Below are 21,488 nucleotides of genomic sequence, written 5' to 3'. Positions count from 1 at the left end.
ACATTCATGGTCAGGCTCCCGAAAGCTGGAAGAAGCGATCGACGCGCCAGCGTGGCCGCGCGCCGTCAAGTGTCAAGACAAGCTTGGGGGGAAGCGGCAGCTCGTGAAATGAAGATTCGTTCGAATCCATCTGATAGCCGGCCGTGTTCGGGTAGATCAGCAGATCGCCGGGTTCCGGGCGCCGCCCGAATACGATCTTGCGCCAGGTCAGCATGTCCGAGTCGAGGCAACTCGCCCCGCCGACGCAGGCGCGATAAGGCATGCCCGTGCGCGGCGATCGCGACGGCTCGCGCACGACGCTCAGCAGTTCCGGATCGGGCAGGAATTCACTGGCGAACCATTGCTCCGACACGCTGAAGCTCGTGCCATTGACGGTCGTGATGCCATAGTCGCCGCAGTCCTTCAAGCCTTGCACGGCAAACACCGTAAACCCTGCCTGATCCAGCAGCGAACGCCCCGGTTCCAGCATGATCGTCAGACCGTGCTCGCGAAGTAGTTCGGCGAGCGATGCGGAGGACGCCGCATCAGGGGTACCAGCCAGAATCGCGTCGAGCATCTGCGCGCCGCTGCAGGCCGAGTGATACGGATAGAATCCGTCGAATACCTTGTTTGCGTGGTAATCGTCCGCCCGGTGCGCCCGCTGGAATGTGCGCCAGTCGCGCTCGCTGGCGTACGACATCGCGAAGCCGCCACCGATATTGATCGTGGTCGGCGCAAGACCGAGGTCACGCGCAGCCAGGCACGCGCGCATCGCCATCGCGGCCTGATTGCAGCGCTCCGTCGCGCTGTAACCGGACAGATGGAACGAGAACCCTTCAAGGACGAGCGACGCCTGCATCGCGGCACAGGTCGATAGCGCAACGCGAAGTGCGTCGGCACTCAAACCGAATCGGCTATCGTTGCGTGCCGCCGGCGCCATCCGCAACAGAATGCGTGCAACCCGCTTCGCCTGTGCCGAGATCGCGATCAGCCGATCGAGTTCGTCCTCGCTGTCGATGGCGATCAACGCATCGTGCAAAACCGCGAGCCGCAGCAGCGCGCTCGACTTCGACGGGCCGGATACACCGATATCGGTTCCGCACACGCCCGCGGCCAACGCTTCCGAGAACTCGCCCGTGCTCGCGACGTCGACGCCGATCCCGGATGCTGCTGCCGCATGCGCGAAGCATCGCGCCTTGTTCGCTTTCTTCGCGTAGTAAATGCGCCCGGACACTTGGCGATCGTCCAGTACGCGCTGAAATTCGGCGACATTGCGCGCGAAGCGCTCGGGAAACAAGAAATGAACGGGTGCGTCGAAGCCATGGACAAGATCGTGGATCATCGCTTGATGTTCGTCCACGAAATCCCGCAGTAGCGGATCCCACAACGCCGGCAAACGAAGCATATCCGTCACCATAGTTCGACTTCCCGGCCGAGCCCTTTCGTCAGCGCGGCATCGGCCAGCACGCGCCCCAGCGCGATGTCGGTCACGATCATGCCGCTGTTGAATGCGTAAACGATATCGGCATCGTTGCGCCGCGCAGGCTTGCGGCCAAGCAGTATGTCCGGCAACTCGGCATCGACGGCAGGCAGTTTTCCGGCTTCGTCCACGAGGTCGGCACCGGTTACTTGCATTTGGGCCTCGCTCGTCGCGATGCGGTAATCGGCGCCATGCAGCGCGTCAGCGTGAATTCCGTAGCCGACCAGAAGCGCGAGCGCGCCCGGCTTCAGCGCCGCGTGTCGCACGGTCTCCGACACACCGGCGCCGGCCACCCCGAGTACGATGTCCGCTTCATTCGCGGAGGCGACGAGATCCTTCGATACTTCGATGTCACGGCCCGGATGAAAGCGCTTCAACGTCTTGCGGACGGCGTCGATTCCCGACTCATAGTGGCCGTGTACGATCACGCGCTCGATGTCCGGCAATGCGGTCAGCAGGAACGGCGCCGCCATCCGCCCCTGCGTCCCCGTGCCGACGACGAGCGCCGTTCGAGCCCGCGGCGCAGCCGCGCGTGCGAGCAGAGCCGATACCGCCGGCGTGCGCAGCGACCCGACAAGGCTGCCGTCCATCAGTGCGACAGGCATGCCGGTTTCGTCGTCGAACAGCAACAACGTCGTGTAGTACTTCTGCAGTTCGCGGTTATGTTCCGGATCGAACTTATACGACGTCTTGAAACCGACCGTTCTGCGTCCACCATCTCGACCCAGCATCGAGTACGCGACCGAATGCTTGTCCGCGGGCTGGCTCATCAGCTTGCGCGGATTGTCGGATTCGCCGGTACCGAGACCAAGGTATGCCCGTTCGACAGCGTCGAGCACCATCGACGGGTCGTAGTCGAGTTCATCGATCGTGCGCTTGCCAAGCACAAGGAGTCTCGAGGGTTGCGTCGCGAGCCGCGGTCGAACGTCCGCGTCGGGTTCAGCGCCATCTGCCATCGTGGATATCATCGTATTCACTTGTGTCTCACCGGATTTCACGTATCGAACGGGCCTGCCACATACGTCGTGCAGGTTGACTTGAACATTGACGTGCCGCGACCGGCACCGACGCGCCAGATCGCACATTCTTGTTCGGCGGAGCTGCCTCTGCGAATCGCGCGCTCGACATGAAGGCGGATGCGCCGGGAGGCTGGCGACACGTTCAATTAATGCGGGTGCTTCATGTCCTGCAGCGTATTGATCATGGAATATTTCCTTCCGAAATGCGGATCATGCGGCAAAAGACGGGATCGGCCATCATTTCGTTTTTCATTACATACGGCTCAGTAATTTTGCACTCCAAATCAAATTGATTAACAAAAGCCACATTAATACCAGCGAGAACCACAAGATGACTCGCAGTTGATGCCGATCAGATAATCAGCATTTCGATAACGAAAATACCCGTGTTCCGCCCGAGATTTACCAGGCACGGGCTGACGAGTTCAGCAATTTCGACGGGATTCCCTCACGTCGGCATGGCTGCTTGGCAGGCGGCATTCATGCGCGACAACGCGCGCATGATGAAGCGCAGCGAACCGTGTCCCGACCATTTGAGCATTCCGTCAGCGTCGATGGTCACGACCGGTAGAGAAAATACAAATCACTCGTATTTATAAACCAGCTTCCACTTTCCTTGCAAATACTTTATTTCATCATTTCAAATGCATTTACGACGACCGCCATTGAATCGTGAAAGTGAAATTTGAGGCCGGTAGCCGCTCGATGGCAGCATCGAGAATCAAGCTCGGCTCGTTGCTCGAAAATACCGCCTGAGCGATACGCTGGTTGAGGAAGAAAAAGTGTCCCGCATCGGGGGGCCGCCGAAACGTTCGGGGGAGATGTCGTGACGGTGTCGGGCTCTACGCAGTCGGCGGTTTGGGGAACCGCCTGCGGTCGCCATGCGTTCCATCCGCGCTGCCTTCGAGTCGCCAGCTTGCCCCTGCGGCCCGACAATCGTCTCTTTTTGGCGTCAAGTTCGGTCGACCCGACGCTCATTATTCTTCGCGGTCCAAATCAATATCGATACATTCATTTTCCCGCGTTTCGACATGAGGCGTCGACATGAGGCGCCGTGCATGACGTATCGCGCTCCTCAATAGAAAAACCCGGCCCGCATCGAAGCGGGCCGGGCCGTGACGGGATGCGTGCTGCTTGTTACAGCGCGCCGCCTTGCGTCGACGCCGAGCCCTTCACGCCGACCGACGCGCCACCCTGCACCGAATTCGTCGCGCCTTCGAGCGCTTCGCCGGCCTTCGCCTTCGCGCCGCCCGCGACGTCGCCTGCGGTCGACACCGCGCCGTGGGCATGGCTCTTCGCCGAGGCGGCGACGTGCTTCACGTGCGACTTCGTCGCGTGCACGGCCGATGCCGCCGCATCCTTCGTCGCGCCGGCCGCCGAACCGACCGCCTGCGTCGCGCCACCCACCGCCGCCCCGGCTGCCGAACCCACGCCGCCGACCGTCTGGCCGACGCCGTTCAGCGCGCCGCCGACGACATTGCCCGCGCCCGAACCCGAGCCTGCCGCATTCGCGCCGGCACCAGCCTGCACGCCCACGCCGCCGCCGAGCAGCGGCGTCTGGACCTGCGCGCCGACGCCTGCGGAACCCTGGGCGCCGGTCTGGGCCGTCTGTGCAAATGCAGCCGACGTCGCCATCGCCGTCAGAGCAGCACCCAGCAGAATCGTACGGATCTTGTTCATGGTCATTCTCCCCAAAGACGTTGTTGCTGCGGACCGCGTGCTTGCGGCTTGCCGCATGCCTCGCCGCGACATGCGGCAGGTGGAGCTAATGTAGCGGCGCCGGCGAGCAAAACGACTGAATTGCGGGGACTGTTACTTCCGTTGCAAATGCTGACGATTGACTCACACTGTTTGACAATCGGAGGTTTGCGGCGGGTGGCCACTGTATTTGACGACTGACGGGTGCAGCTTGGGCCGGCAGGCGCGCTTCATGCCGGCCGCTTCCATCTGCATTCCGAAGGATGCGATTTGCGCGGCCGTCGATGCGGCCTCGTCATGATGCACAGCCCCGGCCGCCAGCAAGCGGACCGGGGCCGTTCGCATTCCGACCGGTTACGGCCGGAACGTATCGCCGAGCACGACGCCTTCGCGACGCGGATCGGTGCCGCCCTGCAACGCCGGCGACTGGCCGACCGTCACGCGCATCACCGTGTTGACGCCGCTCGCCTGCGCGGACGTCGACACCTTGTGCCCGAGCGCGAGCAGCCCCGTGATCAGCGGATCGTTCGCACCGTTGTTCGCCGTGTTGACGTTCGGATGCTCGCCGCCGATCGTGGTCGTCGGGCTGTTGCTCGCGCCGAAGTCGACGAGGCCCGCCGACTGCTGCGCGTCGAGCCCCCAGTCGAGCGCGCCGATCAGCGTCTTGACCACGTATTGCGGAATCGTGCCGCCGCCCGGCGAACCGGTCGCCATCACGAAGTCGCCGCGCGAACCGTCGGCGGCCTGCCCGAACACGATCGTCGGCGCCATCGAGCTGCGCGGCCGCTTGCCCGGCTGCAGGCGGTTCGCCACCGGATTGCCGGACGCGTCGAGCGGGTTCGCGGAAAAGTCGGTCAGCTGGTTGTTCAGCAGGAAGCCGTTGGTCATGTGAAACGAGCCCATGCTCGACTCGACCGTCGTCGTCGCGCTCAGCACGTTGCCGTCGCCGTCCACGATCGTAAACTGATTCGTGCCGTGCTCGATCAGCGTCGTGTCGACGCCGAGCGGCACCGCACCGAGATTGCCGGGCTGCGCGGTGCCCATGCTTTTGGTCGTGTCGATCAGAGACGCGCGCGATTTCAGGTACGGTTTGTTCAGCAGCGTGTCCCACGTGCCGCCCGGCAGCGGCACGAAATCGGTATCGGCCACGTACTTGTCGCGGTCGGCATACGCGAGCCGCTCAGCCTCGGTGATCAGGTGGACGCCCGCGACGGTCGGCTTGCCGCCTTCGAGATCGATCGCCGTCGGCTTCAACGACTTCAAGTCGTAATTCTCTAGAATGCCGAGCGCGGATGCGACCGCGATGCCGCCCGACGACGGCGGCGGCATCCCGCAGACCCAGTAGCTGCGATAGGTCGTGCACACCGGTTCGCGGCGCTTCGCCTGATACGCGGCCAGATCGGCGACGGTCGTCTTGCCCGGCGTGAGCGTCGAGCCGTCCGCGCCCTTCGTCACCGCGATCTTCGCGACGATGTCCTGCGCGATCTGCCCCGTGTACAGCGCATTCGCGCCCGACTGCGCCATCAGCGACAGCGTGCGCGCGTAGGCCGGATTCTTCAGTACGGTGCCGAGCAGCTTCGGCGAACCGTCGGCGTTCAGGAAATACGCGGCGGCTTCGGGGTCGCGCTTCAGGTTCGTGGCATTCGCCGCGATCGCGTCGGCCAGCCGGCCGCCGATCGGAAAACCGTTGGTCGCGAGCGTGATCGCGTCGCCGAACAGGCTCTGCCACGGCAAGCGGCCATGATCCTGTTGCAGTGCCTCGACGAGCCGCGGCACGCCGATCGTGCCGATCGAGCGGCCGCTCGCGCGCGCGTTCGGCAGCGGCGCCGAATGATCGGTGGCGTCATCGACATAACGCAGGTAGTTCTCCGTCGCGGCGGCCGGCGCGGTTTCTCGGCCGTCGTACGCCTGCAGCGTCTTGCCTCGCGCGTCGTAGTAGAGCAGCACGCCGCCCGACCCGAGGCCCGTCGCCTCCGGCACCGTCAGGCCCAGCACGGCCTGCACGGCGACCGCCGCGTCGGCCGCTGTGCCGCCCTTCTTCAGCACCGCGCAACCGGCTGCGCTCGCGTACGCGTTCGACGTGGCCACCAGGTACCTTTTCGCATAGACGGACTTCATCCCGGTGCGATAGCCCGACGACGCTTCCGGCAGCGACGGGTCGCCCGGCTGGTTCGAGCCCACCACGACCGTCGCGCCGCTGTTGTCGACCGCGAGACAACTCGTATCGGTGGAAGGTGCGGTCGTGCGGCCCGCCTCGTTCTCGACGTCGCCGCCGCATGCGGTCAACAACGCAGCCGCGAGCAACGCGGACGCATACGGAAAAATCGCTGTTCTGTTCATTGTCTGCCAATGTGCGGGTCGTTGCGATGGGCATCCTGTCGCCCGCGCCCCTCGGTGCGCGGGCGACCCGTTCGATAGTCCCATGAACAGAATTTTTTTCGCAATCAGGAAATGACGTCGTGCAACCGGACGTTGTGTACGCAACGTCACCGAACCGGCATGCGGTTTTATCTGCCGCATTGCAGCGCATGGGCGTATCGTGACGTCGTTACCTTGTCGCCCGGCGACGCGTGCCGGCCGCCCGGCCGCCGCGCGCGAAACCGTGCTCCATCGCGTCGATCGCCTCGGAAAAGAATGCGAGAAACATCGTCATCGCGACCGTCGCGCTCGTGTCCGCCCGCTGGTAGATGCAACTGAACGAGCGCGCGCCCGCATCGGCCAGCGGCGTCCACGCGAGCCGGCCGGCGGCTACGTCGTCCGCGACGTTTTCCGCGATCAGGAAGCCGATGCCAGCGCCTTCGGCCACGAGACGCCGCACCATCGACACCGAGCCGGTTTCGACCAGCGGCCGCACGCTGCGCGGCTGCCGAGCATCGATCTGGTCGAACATCGCGCGCAGCTCCGTGTCGGGCGTCATCAGGATCAGCGGATGCGCGAAGCAGTCGCGCATCCGCACCTTGCCGCCCGTCGACGTGAGCGGATGGCCGGGCGCCGTGACGACACCCAGCGGCTGCGCGAACGCGCGCACCTCGACGACGCCCGCCGCGGTACGCCGGCGCAGCGCGTAACCGATGTCGACCTCGCCCGTCTCGACCCAGCGCACGATGCGCTCGCCGTTTCCGCAGCGCACGCTGTACGTGACGCCGGGATAGTGCTGCATCGCCGCGAGGATCGCGTCGGGCACGAGCTTTTCCGCCGTCGAGGCGGGCACCGCGAGATTCACGTGCCCGCGCCGCAGCGCGCGCAGGTCCTCGACCTGCGTCAGCGCGTTGTCGAAATCGCGCTGGCCGCGCCGCACGGCCGCGATCACGATCTCGCCGGCGAGCGTCAGCTGCATGCCGCGCGGCAACCGGTCGAACAGCGGCACGCCCACCTGCTCCTCGAGATTGCGGATCTGCTGGTGCACCGCCGCGGCGGTCAGGTGCAGCGCATCCGCCGCCTTGCGAATCGAGCCGCGCCGCGCGACTTCGTCGAAACAGCGGAATGTCTGCGATATCGAACGCATGATGATCCGTTAGATTTTTCCGAACAGGCCGTCAAGAATAATCCGATTTTACCGACCGGGCGAATCGTCTAGATTCCGCTGCATCCCCGTATCCGATTCGAATGGAGACCGCAGTGACGACCGTCGACCAGATCACCCAGCGCCGCCGCGGCGTCGGCCTCATTGCCCACGATCCCGCGTTGTCCGCGGGCGGCTATACGCTCATCGCGCCGCAGACCGGCGACGGCAACGTCTATCTCGTCGGCATCGACGGCGCAGTCGTCCACCAGTGGAAGATGCCCGTGCGCCCGGGCCGCCACGCGGTCATCCTCGCGAACGGCAACCTCGGCTACAACGGCAATCATCCGCACTCCGAATCGCGCTACGCACCATGGTCGATGTGGCACGGCGGCGACTTCTACGAGGTCACGCCGCAAGGCGACACCGTGTGGCGCTACGAGGATCCCGCGCATCACCACGACGCGCAGTGGCTGCCGAACGGCAACCTGCTGTACGCCGCGTGCGAGCCGGTCGACGCGGCGTTCGCGCGGCGCGTGCCGGGCGGCACCGCGCATGGCGACGACGAGGTGATGTTCGCGGACGTGATCCGCGAAGTGAACCGCGCCGGTCGGATTGTCTGGGAATGGCATGCACGCGACCATCTGCGGCCCGAGGATTTTCCGATCGCGGCAGGCTTCGGCCGCTATCACTGGCCGCTCGTCAACGGCCTCGCGGTCGATGCGAACGGCCGCGTGCTGATGAGCCTGCGCACGACGTCGGGCATCATCGGCGTGCACCGCGCAACCGGCCGCGTCGACCTGCACATCGGGCCCGGCGTCGTGTCGCACCAGCATGCGCCGGCGCCGCTTCCGAACGGCAACATCCTCGCGTTCGACAACGGCAATTTCCGCCATGGCGCGCACGTCGCGTTCTCGCGCGTCGTGGAAATCGATCCGGCGACGCAGCGCGTCGTGTGGTCGTATGCGGACGACGTCGTGAACCTGTTCTACACGCCGTTCATGGGCAACGCGCAGCGCTTGCCGAACGGCAACACGCACATCACCGAATCGTCGACGGGCCGGCTGTTCGAAGTGACGCCGGCCGGCGAGGTCGTCTGGGAATACGTGATCCCGTGGTTCGCCGAATACCCGGACGAAGCGGCGCGCAAGACCGGCCCCGGACAGCTGAACAGCGTGTTCCAGACGTTCCGCTACAGCGCCGCGCAATTGCCGTGGCTACGGACCTGAGCTTTCGTTCACCGCCGGTTTCCGGCCATCGTCGCCGTTCGTTTCCGAGGAGTCTGCCGTGTCGCACGATCCGATCTCCGCACCCGTCGATGCCCGACTCCCCGCGTGGCAGCTCGCGCTGTTCGGGCTGCAGCACGTGCTGTCGATGGCCGCGTCGCCGATCACGGCCATCTTCCTGATCGCGAAGGTGCTCGTGTTGCCGGCCGACCTGACGGTTCAGTTGATCGGCGCGACGTTCTTCGCGTGCGGCATCGGCACGCTGCTGCAATCGCTCGGCGCTGGCCCGATCGGTGCGCGCATGCCGTTCGTGATGGTGCCCGGCGGCGCACCGACGATGCTGTTCGCCGGCATCGCCGCGCAATCGGGCCTGCCGACCGCGGCCGGCGCGGCGCTGCTCGCCAGCGCGTTCTACTGGGTGCTGCTGCCCGTCTTCACGCGCTGCCTGCGGCTCTTTCCGCGCATCGTCGTCGGCGCGATGCTGTTGCTCGTGTCGATCAACCTGATCCGGATCTACGCGACGATCGTCGTCGGCCAGCCCGGTTCGGCCGACTTCGCGCAGCCGCGCGCGCTCGGTCTCGCGCTCGCGACGATCGTCGCCACCGTCGTCGTCGCGGGCGCATTCCGCGGCACGGCCGGGCGCCTCGCGGTGCTGATCGGGCTGACGGCCGGCGCGACGCTCGGCTGGTCGCTCGGCGCGATGCCCGCGCTCGCCGACGTGTGGCACGGGCCGCTGTTCACGCATCCGGTGTGGCTCCCGTTCGGGATGCCGCGTTTCGACGTGCTGGCTGCGCTGCCGCTGCTGATTTTCACCGCGATCTCGATGGCGGAGGCCACCGCGCAGACGGTCGCCGTCGGCGAAACGTGCGGCAAGCCGATTTCGCTCCGGCGCGACGTGCCGAAGACGATACGCGGCGACGCGCTCGCCTCGCTGGCCGGCGCGCTGTTCGGCACGCCGCTGATCGTGACCAGCGCCGAGAACATCGGCGTCGTGCAGACGACCGGCGTACGCTCGCGCTACGTGACGGCCGCCGCCGGCGCGATGCTGATCGTCATCGCGCTGTTCGCGCCGCTTGCGCGGCTCGCGTACGCGATCCCGGCCGCCGTGGTCGGCGGCACCGCGCTGGTCGTGTTCGCGATGATCGGCGTGATGGGCATCCGGCTGCTCGCGAGCATCGACCTGCACGCGCGCGCGAACCAGTACACGCTCGCAGCCGCACTGGTCGTCGGCCTCGCGCCGATCCTGGTGCCGAACCTGTATCGTCATTTCGGCGCGCCCGTGCAGATCGTGCTCGGCAACGGCATGGCGGCCGGCACGCTCGCGGCGATCGCGACGCAACTGGCGTTCGCCGCGCTCGCACGGCTGGGCGGGCAAGCACATGCGAGCGCGGCTGCGGCGCCTTCGCGCGACGCGTAACCGCAGCGGCACGTGCACGCTGCCCGCGCTTGACGACGCCTGCGGTCGTGACTGACGCGCGGTTTCCTCACGTGGCAGGCCGCCTTCATGTCGGTCGGCGGCGAACGGTTCGGATATGGATGTCGAAGCGATGGAACGGCGTGCCGCCCGTGTTCCGCTTCTTCATCACGCTGCTGCGCGTGCTCGTCCACCTGACGATGAACGACGACGGCGTCGACGACATGCGTGCCGCGCCCCGACGCACCTGCTTCGTCGCGTGCCGGCCGACCGGCCGTCGGGACGATTGCCGGCGTCACCGTGTCCGGCTATAAAACGGGGATGGACACGAATCGCTGGATTCACGACCCCGTCGGCGCGTTTCGCGCCTGGCAGGAAACCGCCGCGACCGGCGCCGGCCGCCGGCCGTTCGCGCCGCGTTCGATCGTCCAGCACGTCGCGATGTTCGAGCGATTCCTGCGTCACCTGAGCGCACGGCACGTGTCGCTCGCGACGTTCGGGCCCGACCACGTTGCGGCCTTCCTCGCGGAACTCGACCGTACTTGCGCGCCCGGCACGTCGACGCGCGTGCGCTATGCGAAGCTGATCGACCGGCTCGGCCGGCATCTGGTCGACGCCGGTGTGCGGACGAGTCATCCAGCCGGCCGATCGACGCACGATCTCGCATGGCCGGACGGCGAGCCCGAGCCGTGCTACCTGCCGCCCGATGCCGACGCGGCGCTGCAGCGCCATGTGCAGCCTCGAGCGAATGACACGCCCGCCGACTGCCGGAATCGCGCGATCGTCGCGCTACTGCTCGCGAGTGGCATCACGTCGGCCGAGATTCGCGCGGCGACAGGCGACGCACTCGATCTCGACGCGCGGCCAGCGGTGTTGTCGGTGCCGCGCAATCGCGCGCGGCCGGCGCGCCGGATCGCGCTCGCCGCATTCGCGGTGGCGCCGCTCGCCGCATGGCGTGGGCGCTCGACCGACGTGCCGCCTTCGACGCGGCTGTTTCCCGCGCCGCGCGGGGGCGCAATGAACGACATGTTCCTGCTGCTCGTCGTGCGCGATGCGCTGAACGCGATCGGCTTTCGCGCAGCGGACATGAGCCCGCGCGTGCTGCGCAATACGTATGCGCGCCGCCAACTGCTCGCCGGCCATGCGCATGCCGATGTCACGGCGATGCTCGGTCTCGCCAGCCTGCGAACGGTCACGCGCATTCGGCAAACGCTGCCGCCCGATGCAGCCGCGGATCGCGCTGCCCGCGAGCGGTGATCGCGCGCCGCCGGCGCGAACCGCGTTCCGCCGGTGCGCTATTCGCCCGGCTTCGGCTGCACCAGCCGCAGAATCCGCGTGTCGTACGGGGATTGCATCACTTCCGCGATGCGGATGTCGGACGCGGCCGGATGCAGCGGGTTCAACAGGAAGTTATGGGCGTGCGGCACGACGACGCTCGGCACACGCAGCAGCGCGCTCGGCTGCGTGTCCAGCCACTCGGTACCCGCGCTGCGGGTCCAGTCGACGTTCGTGCGCCAGTCGTCCGGCGCATCGCCTTCCGCGATTTCGGCGACGTCCACCGAATCGGGCGCCTCGATACGCAGCAATTGATATCCGCTCGGCAATTGGCCGACGGTGGCGATTTCGAAATGAACCAGCGTCTCGAGCAGCGCGAGCGCCGGATGCTCGGCGAGATACACGACGGGCTGCCCGGCGAAATGCCAGCGCCCGCCGGCCCGCAACCCGCCGATGCCTTTCAGATCGGCGTAATTGCTGATCCGCCACAGCGTCGTCAAGCGAAGTACCCCTCGTCGATCTGCGTGAGGGCCTCTTCGACGAGCCGCGCGCCATGCTCGGTGCTCGCCATGTCGAGCGACGTGCGGCCGCCGAAGCGCTGGAGCCCGTTGCGCAGCCACGCCATCGCCTTGTCCTGATCGCCGAACGTGACCGCCGCCTGCGCGACGATGCGCGCGAGACGGATCGCCTTGTCCGACTCTTCCGGCGACAGGCGTTCGTGCGCCTGCCGACGATGACTCAACGTGCGGCGCGGAATGATGAAGGCCAGCTCGTCCGATTTCAGCCCGCGCTCCGACAACCGGTCGATCACCGACACGTCGACGCGCGCGCTCGCCAGCTCGGCCAGGTCGGCGCCCGAGCGGACGCGGATCGCTAGCAGCTGCTCGAGAATCGTGAATTCGGCCTGACGCGGGTGCGCGACGCCTGAAGGATGAAAAGCGATGGTGCTCATGACCTCTCTCCGGCAATTTGCCCCACCATTATAGGCGTTTTGCCGGCGAGATACGGACTGTTGAGCGGCGGGCTTTACCCATTGGGCTGACAGACCGGTATTCGAGGTGCGCGAATCGGAGATTCGCCTCCGGTGAGGGGGTACAAAAATTCAGTATATAAAATCCTGTTCGCTATGACCTGAAGTTGTCACGTAACAATTTTCCAACGGTAATACGCAAGTCAAGGAAATCGCCTCTTTTCCCCTCCTGTACGCCGGGTAGACGATCACCGGCGGCTGATGCGCAGCCGATCGTCCAGGGTCAGCCGGCCCATGCGGACGACCGGATCACGCTGCAGAAGTTGCCCGCATGGAAATGCGGATCCTTGTCCGCGAGCACGTCGGCCTTCACGTTGCCGAACGTCGTGCCGGGCTTGTGCTTGATGCCGTCGTAGAACGCCTGAATGATGTCTTCCTTGAAATGCGGCGTGCGCGGATGCGCGCGCACGACCGCTTCCCGCTCGATGTCGCTGTATTCCGGGTAAGCGAGGCCCAGTACGTCCATCTCGACGCCCGCCGTGACCAGCGCGACGACCGGATGCATGTGCTGCGGAATGCCGGGCGTGGTATGCAGTGCGATCGAGGTCCATACGACATCGATGTCCTGTTGCGAGATCCCCTTCGCCTTCAGAAAATCGCGGGCGGCATTGGCACCGTCCACTTCGAAGCGCTCGCATGCGCTGCTGTGCCGGTGCGTCAGTCCCATGTCATGGAACATGCAGCCGCAATAGAGCAGTTCGGGGTCGTACTCGAGCCCGCGGCGTCGGCCTGCCAGTGCCGCGAAATAGAACACGCGACTCGAGTGATGGAACAGCAGTTCGGATTCGGTATCGCGCACGAGTTCGGTGATCTCGCGCGTCAGTCGAGTATCGGGAAGGGTGATGCCGGCAACGTTCACAGTCATGATCGACCTCCATGGAAGACACGCTCGATTCTCCGGGGTCCGACAGGTGTCTCAAATAGGCTGGTTACGACGAATCCTGCCATTTCGCGCGACGAACGGACACAGTGCCGGCACGGTGAAGAAAGCGCCCCTATACTGCTGCGCATCACGTTCGATACGACACGCAACCGATCATGCCGAAGGTCGTGGGTATTTTTGCCGTTCCGGGCGTTCAGCTGCTCGATGTCTCCGCACCGCTCGACGTGTTCGCGCAAGCGAACGTCGAATGCGGGAAGCCGTACTATGCGTCGCGGGTCATCGCGAGCGGGGCCGGTGCGATCCGCAGCTCGTCCGGCGCACGGTTGCTGCCCGACTGGATCGCCCCCGACATCCCCGAGCGCATCGACACGCTGCTGGTCGCCGGCGCGCCGAACGCCTGCCAAATCGCGCTGCGCACCGACGTCCTCGCGTGGTTGCGCGCCGCGGCGGTGCAGAGCCGACGCTACGGGTCGATCTGCACCGGGGCATTCATCCTCGCCGCCACGGGCCTGCTGAAAGGACGTCACCTCACCACGCACTGGGCCGCCGCCGATGCACTCGGCGAAGCCTATCCGTCGCTCGTCGTGGACGCCGACGCGCTGTACGTGCGCGACGGCAAGCTGCGCACCGGCGCGGGCGTCACGGCCGGGCTCGATCTCGCGCTCGCGCTGGTCGAGGAAGATCTCGGCCGCGAGATCGCGCGGCGCGTCGCCGCGCAACTGGTGATGTTTTTCAAGCGTCCGGGCGGGCAGCTCCAGTTCAGCCGCAAGGGCGAAGCCCGCCCCGCCGGACGTTCGGTGCTGCAGGAAGTCCAGCGCTGGGTCGCGGCCCATCCGGAACTCGAACATTCGGTGGCCGAGATGGCCAAGCATGCAGGCATGAGCCCACGCCATTTCGCGCGGCTGTTCCGCGCGGAAGTCGGCATGACGCCGGCCGCGTGGGTCGAAGCGACCCGCATCTCTGCCGCCCGCCAGTTGCTCGAGAACGGCCATGACACCCCGAAGCAGGTCGCCGCGAAATGCGGCTTCGCAAACGTCGATACGCTCAGGCGGGCGTTCACCCGGCATGTCGGCATCACGCCGGCCGAATATCGGAAACGGCAGACGACCCTGGCTGCGTGAGAGGGAACGCGCGGCGCCAAATGAGTGACGCCGACGGCCTCGCGAAAATACTTCGGAATACGATTCAATGGTTCGACCCGCTCGTTCCGCGTCGATCGCCCCCATCGCGCCTTCCCCTCCTCCGGCTCACCGGCAATCATCAGATGAAATTGCGCGCTGCGCGAATCGTTTACCCAGTTGCAATAATGATTCGCTGCAATGCGTATTTCCGACCGGTAACGCGATCGTTACGATGCAATCAACCGCTGAACGCAACGAGCGAAGCGCGAAATCAACAGAACCGGAGGTCACCATGAAGTCGTTCATCACTGCTGTCGTCGCCGCAACCGCATTGTCCGCGTCGTACGGCGCATTCGCGCAATCGAATCCGTCGGGCCAGCTTACGCGTGCCCAGGTGCGTGCGGAACTCGTCCAGCTCGAACAGGCCGGCTACAAACCCGAAGTCTCCGATCAGTATTACCCGCGTGCGCTGCAAGCCGCACAGGCCCGCGTGACGAACGCCGATGAGGCCGGCTACGGCGCGCAAGCAGCCGCCGGCGCGCGTGCCGGCCGCGCGGTCGCAGTCAAGCAGGAAGGCCGCAACTCGATCTACTTCGGTCAGTAAACCGGAATACGCCAGCGTATTTCCGGCGTATTCCGGATACGCCCGTCGTAGACGCGACACCCCGCTCCCGTTCATCGGGGCGGGGTGTTCGTTTTCCGGTTGTCCGCTCCTTTCGCTGCTCGCGTGCCGCGCGGCGTCGTTCACGCAAGCGTCCGGTGTTTGCGCATAGAATGGCCGCGTGGTCGGCGTCGGCCAGCACGAACGCGGGCGGCATCACGACGCCCGCTGGCCGGCCCGATGTCGCACTCGGCGCATTTTTCGAAAAGGAGCGGTTTCATGTCTCAAACATCCGGTTCCACGATCACGTTTCGCCGCCCGGACGGCCAGGAACTGCAGGGCTATCTCGCCACGCCGGCACGGACCGAAGGCGCGCCCGCGGTCGTCGTCATCCAGGAATGGTGGGGGCTGAACGACCAGATTCGCGGCGTCGCGGATCGTCTCGCGCGCTGCGGCTACTTCGCGCTCGTGCCCGACCTGTATCGCGGCAAGTCGACGGTCGAGGAGGAAGAAGCGCACCACCTGATGACCGGCCTCGATTTCGGCGACGCCGCGTCGCAGGACATTCCCGGCGCGGTCGCCTACCTGAAGACGCTGGCGCCGCGGGTCGCGGTGACGGGCTACTGCATGGGCGGCGCCCTCACGCTGCTGTCGCTGCAGTACGCCGACGCGGACGCCGGCGTCACGTGGTATGGCCTGCCGCCGCTCGACTACATCGATCCGGCCAAGCTCAAGGTGCCGCTGATGGGTCACTGGGCGACGCAGGATGCGTTCTTCACGATCGACCAGGTCGACGCACTGGAAAAGAAGCTGACCGATGCGAAGGTCGGCTTCGAATTCCATCGCTATCTGGCGCACCATGCGTTCGCGAACGAAACGGCCGTCGGCCCCGGCCGCATCGCCGGCACGCAGTTCGATCCGGTGTGGTCGGAAACGGCGTGGGACCGCACGCTCACGTTCTTCGGCCGAACGCTCTGGACGAAGCACGCGTAACGGAATGCCGCGTCCCGCGCGGCGACGGTACAAAGGAAAACGCCACGGATTTGCGTCCGTGGCGTTTTCGTTTTCACCTCCCTTCGGTTCAATGGACAGGCGCGGCCTGCCGCTTCGCTTCGGCCATGCGTCGTGCTTACCCGTTCGTTGCCGTCTGGTAGTCGACCGGTGCATCCGGCGCGCGCGGCGCTTCGCCCGCGCGCTGGATCCAGCCGCCGCCGAGCGCGCGGTACAGATCGACCAGGTTCGTCCAGCGCGCCAGGCGCGCGCTGATCAGCGACTGCTGTGCGGAGTACAGATCCGTCTGCGCGGTCAGCACCGACAGGTAGCTGTCCACACCGTTCTTGTAACGCAGGTCCGACAGGTCGAAGCGACGCTGCTGCGCGTGCTCGTTGCGCTCCAGCGCCGCGATCTGCTGATCGTACGTGCCGCGCGCGGCAAGCCCGTCCGACACTTCGCGGAACGCCGACTGGATCGCCTTCTCGTAGTTCGCGATCTCGATGCGCTTCTGCACGTTCGCGAGATCCAGGTTCGCGATGTTCTGCCCGCCCTCGAAGATCGGCAGTGCGATGTTCGGCGCGAACGACCACGCCGCCGTGCCGGCCTTGAACAGGCCGCCCAGCGTCGGGCTCGCGGTGCCGAACGCGGCTGTCAGCGAGATCTTCGGGAAGAATGCCGCACGCGCCGCGCCGATGTTCGCGTTCGCGGCCAGCAGCGTCTGCTCGGCCTGCATCACGTCCGGACGACGCGTGAGCAAGTCCGACGGCAGGCCAGCCGGCACGTCCGTCAGCAGGTTCTGCGCGTCGAGCGGCATGCCCGCCGGCAGGTCGTCCGGCAGCGGCTCGCCGATCAGCAGCACCAGCGCGTTCAGCGCCTGCGCGCGAGCGCGTGCCTGCGCCTGCTGGTTCGCAAGCGCCGTCTCGACCACCGTCTGCGCCTGACGCAGCTCGAGCTCGGAACCCGTCCCGTTGTCGAATTGCAGCTTGGTCAGGTCGTACGACGCCTGCGCGGTCTTCAGCGTGTCCTCCGTGACCTTCAGCAGGTCATCGGTCGACAGCAGCGTCAGGTACTGATCCGCCACCTGCGACACCAGCGAGATCTCGGACGCCTGCCGTGCGTACGACGTCGACAGGTACTGCGCGAGCGCCTGGTCCTTCAGGCTCTGCACGCGACCGAACAGATCGAGCTCCCACGACGCCGACAATCCGACGTTGTAGGTACGCGAAATCAGCGGCTGGCCCGTCTGCGATACGCCGGCCGGGAAACGCTGGATGCTGCCCGTGCCCGTACCGTCGAGCGTCGGGAACAGCCCCGCGCGCGTGATCTGGTACTGCGCACGCGCGGCCTCGATGTTCAGCACCGACACGCGCAGGTCGCGATTGTTTTTCAGCGCGATCTCGATCAGCCGCTGCAGGCGCGGATCGACGAAGAACTCGCGCCAGCCGATGGCAGTCGCCGCCTGGCCGTTCGCGCTGCGCGCGCCGGCCGCGCCGGGCTGCGTCGCGTAGACGCCGCCGGCCGGGTACGCCTGCGCGACGGGCGCGTCGGGCCGCTTGTAATGCGGCGCCATCGTGCAGCCCGTGGCAAAGAGCGCGGCAGCCAGTGCGGCCGCGGTTGCAGTCAAAGCATGTTTTTGCATCGTTACTGCCCCTTCGAATCGTGTGCGTCGTCGTGACCGCGCTGCAGGTCACCCTGCACGAGACGCCATGCGTCGTCGACGTTTTCCGTTTCGCCGCTGAAGATCGCGCGCACCCGCACGAAGAACATCGGGATCATGAAAATGGCGAGGAACGTCGCCGTGATCATCCCGCCGATCACGCCGGTGCCGATCGCGTGCTGGCTCGCCGAGCCCGCGCCGTTGCTGATCGCGAGCGGCAGCACGCCGAGCATGAACGCGAGCGACGTCATCAGGATCGGACGCAGCCGCAGGCGCGCCGCCTCGATCGCCGCGCGCACCGGCCCCATATTCCCGCCCGCCTGCAGTTCGCGTGCGAATTCGACGATCAGGATCGCGTTTTTTGCCGACAGGCCCACGGTGGTCAGCAGGCCGACCTGGAAGAACACGTCGTTCTCGAGGCCGCGCAGCATCGTCGCGAGCAGTGCGCCGACCACGCCGAGCGGCACGACCATGATCACCGAGAACGGGATCGACCAGCTTTCATACAGCGCCGCGAGACACAGGAACACGACGAGAATCGAGATCGCGTACAGGATCGGCGCCTGCGAGCCGGACTGGATTTCCTGGAACGACAGCCCCGTCCACGAATAGCCGATGCCTTCCGGCAGCTTGCTCGCGAGCGCTTCCATCGCGGCCATCGCCTGACCGGTCGACTTGCCTTCCGCGGCCTGCCCCTGGATCTCGATCGACGACACGCCGTTGTAACGCTCGAGCTTCGGCGACCCGTAGATCCAGTGGCCGGTCGCGAACGCGCTGAACGGCACCATCCCGCCCGCGCTGTTGCGCACGTACCAGATGTTCATGTCTTCCGGCGTCATCCGGAACGGTGCATCGGACTGTACGTACACCTTCTTGATCCGGCCGTCGGTATCGAGGAAGTTGTTCACGTACTGCGACGCCCACGCGATCGAGAACGTCTGGTCGATCGCCGCGGCCGTCACGCCGAGCGCGTTCGCCTTCTCGCGATCGATGTCGACCTTGTACTGCGGCGTATCGTTCAGGCCGTTCGGGCGTACCAGCGCGAGCGCCGGATCCTTCGCGGCCATCCCGAGCAACTGGCCGCGCGCGGCCATCAGCGCTTCGTGACCGAGGCCGGCGTTGTCCGTCAGCTCGAAGTCGAAGCCGGCAGCCGTACCGAGTTCCGGAATCGACGGCGGGTTGAACGGAATCACCATCGCGTCCTTGTACGTCGAATAGTGCGCGAAAGTCCGGCCGATCAGCGCCTGCACCTTCTGGTCCGAACGCTGGCGCTGCTCGTACGGTTTCAGCTTCACGAACACGAGGCCCGCATTCTGGCCGCGGCCCGCGAAGCTGAAGCCGTTGACCGTGAACACCGAGTCGACCACGTTCTTCTCGGCGGTGGTCAGGTACGTGTTGATGTTGTCGAGCGTCTTGCCGGTCGTTTCCTGCGTGGAGCCGGACGGCGTCTGCACGATCATGAACATGTAGCCCTGGTCCTCGTCGGGCAGGAACGACTTCGGCAGCCGCGCGAACATCACGCCGACCGCGAGGAACACGACCAGGTAGATCACGAGCCAGCGGCCCGAGCGCCGGATCACGTGGTTCACGCCGCTCGTATAGCGATCGCGGCTGCGATCGAACGTGCGGTTGAACCACCCGAAGAAACCCTTCTTCTCTTCGTGATGCCCCTTCTCGATCGGCTTCAGGATCGTCGCGCACAGTGCGGGCGTCAGGATCAACGCGACCAGCACCGACAGCACCATCGCCGACACGATCGTCAGCGAGAATTGACGATAGATCGCGCCGACCGAACCGCCGGAGAACGCCACCGGCACGAACACCGCCGACAGCACGAGCGCCACGCCGACGAGCGCGCCGGTGATCTGGCTCATCGCCTTGCGGGTCGCCTCCTTCGGCGACAGCCCCTCTTCCGCCATCACGCGCTCGACGTTCTCGACCACCACGATCGCATCGTCGACCAGCAGGCCGATCGCGAGCACGAGACCGAACATCGACAGCGTGTTGATCGAGAAGCCGACGATGCCCATGATCGCGAACGTGCCGAGCAGCACGACCGGCACCGCGATCGTCGGGATGATCGTCGCCCGCAGGTTCTGCAGGAACAGGTACATCACGAGGAACACCAGCACGATGCCCTCGATCAGCGTCTTGACCACTTCCTCGATCGACAGGCGCACGAACGGCGTCGTGTCGTACGGGTAGTGCACGACGAGACCATGCGGGAAATACTTCGACAGCTCGTCGATCTTGGCCCGCAGCGCGTTCGCGGTCGCCAGCGCGTTCGCGCCGGTCGCGAGCTGGATGCCGAGGCCGGCCGTCGGTTGCCCCATGTACTTCGTGTCGAACGTGTAGTTTTCCGAACCGAGCGCCGCGCGGCCGACGTCCTTCAGCCGAACCTGCGAGCCATCCTGGTTGACCTTCAGCAGGATGTTGCCGAACTGCTCGGGCGTGCGCAGCAGCGTCGATTCGGTGATCGTCGCCTGCAGCACGGTGCCCGGCTTCGCCGGCGTGCCGCCGATCTGGCCGCCCGCGATCTGCACGTTCTGCTGCGTGATCGCGGCCGTCACGTCGGTCGGCGTGAGGCTGTAGTTGGTCAGCTTGACGGGGTCGAGCCAGATCCGCATCGAGAACTGCGAACCGAGCAGCAGCGTCTGGCCGACGCCGTTCACGCGGCTCAGCGGATCGAGCACGTGCGAGGCCACGTAGTTCGTCAGGTCCTCCTTCGACATCCGGCCGTCCTCGGAGTTGAACGCGAACCACATCAGCCAGTTGCTGCTCGACTTCGTGACCTGCATGCCGAGCTGCTGCACGACCTGCGGCAGGTTCGGCGTCGCGAGCGACAGCTTGTTCTGCACCTGCACCTGCGCGACGTCCGGATTCGTGCCCGGCGAAAAGGTCAGCGTGATCGTCGCGTTGCCCGAATCGTCGCTCGTCGACGACATGTACAGGAAGTTGTCGAGCCCGCTCATCTGCTGCTCGATCACCTGCGTCACCGTGTCTTCCACCGTCTTCGCGGAAGCGCCCGGATAGTTCGCCTGGATCTGGATCGTCGGCGGTGCGATCGTCGGATACTGCGCGATCGGCATCTTGAAGATCGATGCGACGCCGGCCAGCATCAGCACGATCGCGATCACCCACGCGAAGATCGGGCGATCGATAAAGAACTTGGCCATGAAACGGACTCCCTGTTATTGCGCGCTCGACGCGGCGGCCGAACTCGCTGCGGCACTGGCCGCGGTAGTCGCCAGCGCGGCGCTTGCCGGCGCGGCGCCTGCCGTGGTGGCGGATGCGGCGTCCGGCGCCGATGCAAGCTGTGCCGCAACGGTCTTCACCGTCGCGCCCGGGCGCACCTTGTCGACGCCTTGCACGATCACGTGGTCGCCCGCCTGCAGACCGCCTTCGACGATCCAGTTCGGGCCGTATGTGCCGGTCGTCGTCAACGGACGCATCTCGACCTTGTTGGCCGCGGTCACGACCAGTGCGATCGCCTGCCCCTTCTGGTCGTGCGTGACGCCGATCTGCGGCACCAGGAACGCGTTCTCGTTCACGCCTTCCTCGATCCGCGCACGCACGAACATCCCCGGCAGCAGCACCTTGCCCGGGTTCG

Annotated in this window: 17 protein-coding genes and 2 pseudogenes; 7 read left to right on the top strand and 12 right to left on the bottom strand. The window is 65.9% G+C overall.

What is annotated here, in order from left to right; all coding sequences use genetic code 11:
• Positions 1 to 10 precede the first annotated feature (10 nt).
• The 5 genes from CFB49_RS29960 to CFB49_RS29940 all read right to left on the bottom strand — a co-directional run bounded on the left by CFB49_RS29960 (position 11) and on the right by CFB49_RS29940 (position 7,681).
• Positions 11 to 1,396 (bottom strand): alanine racemase, encoded by a 1,386-nt coding sequence (locus CFB49_RS29960; RefSeq protein ID WP_249190434.1) that lies wholly within the window; start codon positions 1,394 to 1,396, stop codon positions 11 to 13.
• Positions 1,390 to 2,544, bottom strand: coding sequence for an ornithine cyclodeaminase family protein (locus CFB49_RS29955; RefSeq protein WP_249190433.1), 1,155 nt, complete (start codon positions 2,542 to 2,544; stop codon positions 1,390 to 1,392). The genes CFB49_RS29960 and CFB49_RS29955 overlap by 7 nt, the downstream gene beginning before the upstream one ends.
• 1,071 nt (positions 2,545 to 3,615) lie before the next feature.
• Positions 3,616 to 4,158, bottom strand: a complete 543-nt coding sequence (locus tag CFB49_RS29950) for a hypothetical protein (protein WP_089437553.1) — start codon at positions 4,156 to 4,158, stop codon at positions 3,616 to 3,618.
• A gap of 372 nt (positions 4,159 to 4,530) precedes the next feature.
• Positions 4,531 to 6,516: a gamma-glutamyltransferase family protein gene (locus CFB49_RS29945; protein ID WP_089493166.1), complete on the bottom strand. Its 1,986-nt coding sequence runs from the start codon at positions 6,514 to 6,516 to the stop codon at positions 4,531 to 4,533.
• Between the two features lie 208 nt (positions 6,517 to 6,724).
• Complete coding sequence (locus tag CFB49_RS29940; protein WP_069619581.1) at positions 6,725 to 7,681, bottom strand: LysR family transcriptional regulator; 957 nt, start codon at positions 7,679 to 7,681, stop codon at positions 6,725 to 6,727.
• Positions 7,682 to 7,782: 101 nt separating this feature from the next.
• Between CFB49_RS29940 and CFB49_RS29935 the strand changes: the two genes are divergently transcribed.
• The 4 genes and pseudogenes from CFB49_RS29935 to CFB49_RS29920 all read left to right on the top strand — a co-directional run bounded on the left by CFB49_RS29935 (position 7,783) and on the right by CFB49_RS29920 (position 11,575).
• On the top strand, positions 7,783 to 8,907 hold the full coding sequence (locus CFB49_RS29935; RefSeq protein WP_069619580.1) for an aryl-sulfate sulfotransferase: 1,125 nt from the start codon (positions 7,783 to 7,785) through the stop codon (positions 8,905 to 8,907).
• A 58-nt stretch (positions 8,908 to 8,965) separates the two neighbouring features.
• Positions 8,966 to 10,321 carry a uracil-xanthine permease family protein gene (locus CFB49_RS29930; RefSeq protein WP_089493165.1) on the top strand — a complete coding sequence of 452 codons (1,356 nt, stop codon included), beginning with the start codon at positions 8,966 to 8,968 and terminating at the stop codon, positions 10,319 to 10,321.
• Positions 10,322 to 10,372: 51 nt separating this feature from the next.
• A pseudogene (locus CFB49_RS29925) lies at positions 10,373 to 10,554 on the top strand (DUF2165 family protein); the annotation flags it as partial.
• An 85-nt stretch (positions 10,555 to 10,639) separates the two neighbouring features.
• Positions 10,640 to 11,575, top strand: a complete 936-nt coding sequence (locus CFB49_RS29920; protein ID WP_089493164.1) for a tyrosine-type recombinase/integrase — start codon at positions 10,640 to 10,642, stop codon at positions 11,573 to 11,575.
• A gap of 38 nt (positions 11,576 to 11,613) precedes the next feature.
• Here the strand turns inward: CFB49_RS29920 and CFB49_RS29915 are convergent, their stop codons facing one another.
• The 3 genes from CFB49_RS29915 to CFB49_RS29905 all read right to left on the bottom strand — a co-directional run bounded on the left by CFB49_RS29915 (position 11,614) and on the right by CFB49_RS29905 (position 13,488).
• Positions 11,614 to 12,093 carry an RES family NAD+ phosphorylase gene (locus tag CFB49_RS29915; RefSeq protein ID WP_069619577.1) on the bottom strand — a complete coding sequence of 160 codons (480 nt, stop codon included), beginning with the start codon at positions 12,091 to 12,093 and terminating at the stop codon, positions 11,614 to 11,616.
• On the bottom strand, positions 12,090 to 12,545 hold the full coding sequence (gene parS, locus CFB49_RS29910) for a type II RES/Xre toxin-antitoxin system antitoxin (protein ID WP_089493163.1): 456 nt from the start codon (positions 12,543 to 12,545) through the stop codon (positions 12,090 to 12,092). The genes CFB49_RS29915 and parS overlap by 4 nt, the downstream gene beginning before the upstream one ends.
• A gap of 301 nt (positions 12,546 to 12,846) precedes the next feature.
• The gene (locus CFB49_RS29905; RefSeq protein WP_069619576.1) at positions 12,847 to 13,488 is read right to left on the bottom strand and encodes an HD domain-containing protein; all 642 of its coding nucleotides are present in this window, start codon (positions 13,486 to 13,488) and stop codon (positions 12,847 to 12,849) included.
• 173 nt (positions 13,489 to 13,661) lie between these two features.
• Between CFB49_RS29905 and CFB49_RS29900 the strand changes: the two genes are divergently transcribed.
• Positions 13,662 to 14,627, top strand: a complete 966-nt coding sequence (locus tag CFB49_RS29900; protein WP_069619575.1) for a GlxA family transcriptional regulator — start codon at positions 13,662 to 13,664, stop codon at positions 14,625 to 14,627.
• A gap of 126 nt (positions 14,628 to 14,753) precedes the next feature.
• On the opposite strand, the gene CFB49_RS36055 is transcribed toward CFB49_RS29900, so the two are convergent.
• Entirely contained in the window at positions 14,754 to 14,933 is a 180-nt protein-coding gene (locus CFB49_RS36055) for a hypothetical protein (RefSeq protein WP_124505065.1), read from the bottom strand.
• Here CFB49_RS36055 and CFB49_RS29895 point away from each other — a divergent pair.
• Entirely contained in the window at positions 14,920 to 15,231 is a 312-nt protein-coding gene (locus CFB49_RS29895) for a DUF4148 domain-containing protein (protein ID WP_069619574.1), read from the top strand. The two genes, CFB49_RS36055 and CFB49_RS29895, sit on opposite strands and share 14 nt — an antisense overlap.
• Before the next feature lie 276 nt (positions 15,232 to 15,507).
• Positions 15,508 to 16,221 (top strand): dienelactone hydrolase family protein, encoded by a 714-nt coding sequence (locus tag CFB49_RS29890; protein ID WP_069619573.1) that lies wholly within the window; start codon positions 15,508 to 15,510, stop codon positions 16,219 to 16,221.
• 136 nt (positions 16,222 to 16,357) lie between these two features.
• Here the strand turns inward: CFB49_RS29890 and CFB49_RS29885 are convergent, their stop codons facing one another.
• The 3 genes and pseudogenes from CFB49_RS29885 to CFB49_RS29875 all read right to left on the bottom strand — a co-directional run.
• Positions 16,358 to 17,860 carry an efflux transporter outer membrane subunit gene (locus CFB49_RS29885; protein ID WP_089493162.1) on the bottom strand — a complete coding sequence of 501 codons (1,503 nt, stop codon included), beginning with the start codon at positions 17,858 to 17,860 and terminating at the stop codon, positions 16,358 to 16,360.
• A 2-nt stretch (positions 17,861 to 17,862) separates the two neighbouring features.
• On the bottom strand, positions 17,863 to 21,054 hold the full coding sequence (locus tag CFB49_RS29880) for an efflux RND transporter permease subunit (RefSeq protein ID WP_089493161.1): 3,192 nt from the start codon (positions 21,052 to 21,054) through the stop codon (positions 17,863 to 17,865).
• 15 nt (positions 21,055 to 21,069) lie between these two features.
• A pseudogene (locus CFB49_RS29875) lies at positions 21,070 to 21,488 on the bottom strand (HlyD family secretion protein); the annotation flags it as partial.

It is taken from the genome of Burkholderia sp. AU17457, assembly GCF_002223255.1.
Classification (GTDB): Bacteria; Pseudomonadota; Gammaproteobacteria; order Burkholderiales; family Burkholderiaceae; genus Burkholderia; species Burkholderia sola.
The sequence above is the reverse complement of the archived record's forward strand: the minus strand, read 5'-3'. Positions and strand labels throughout refer to the sequence as shown.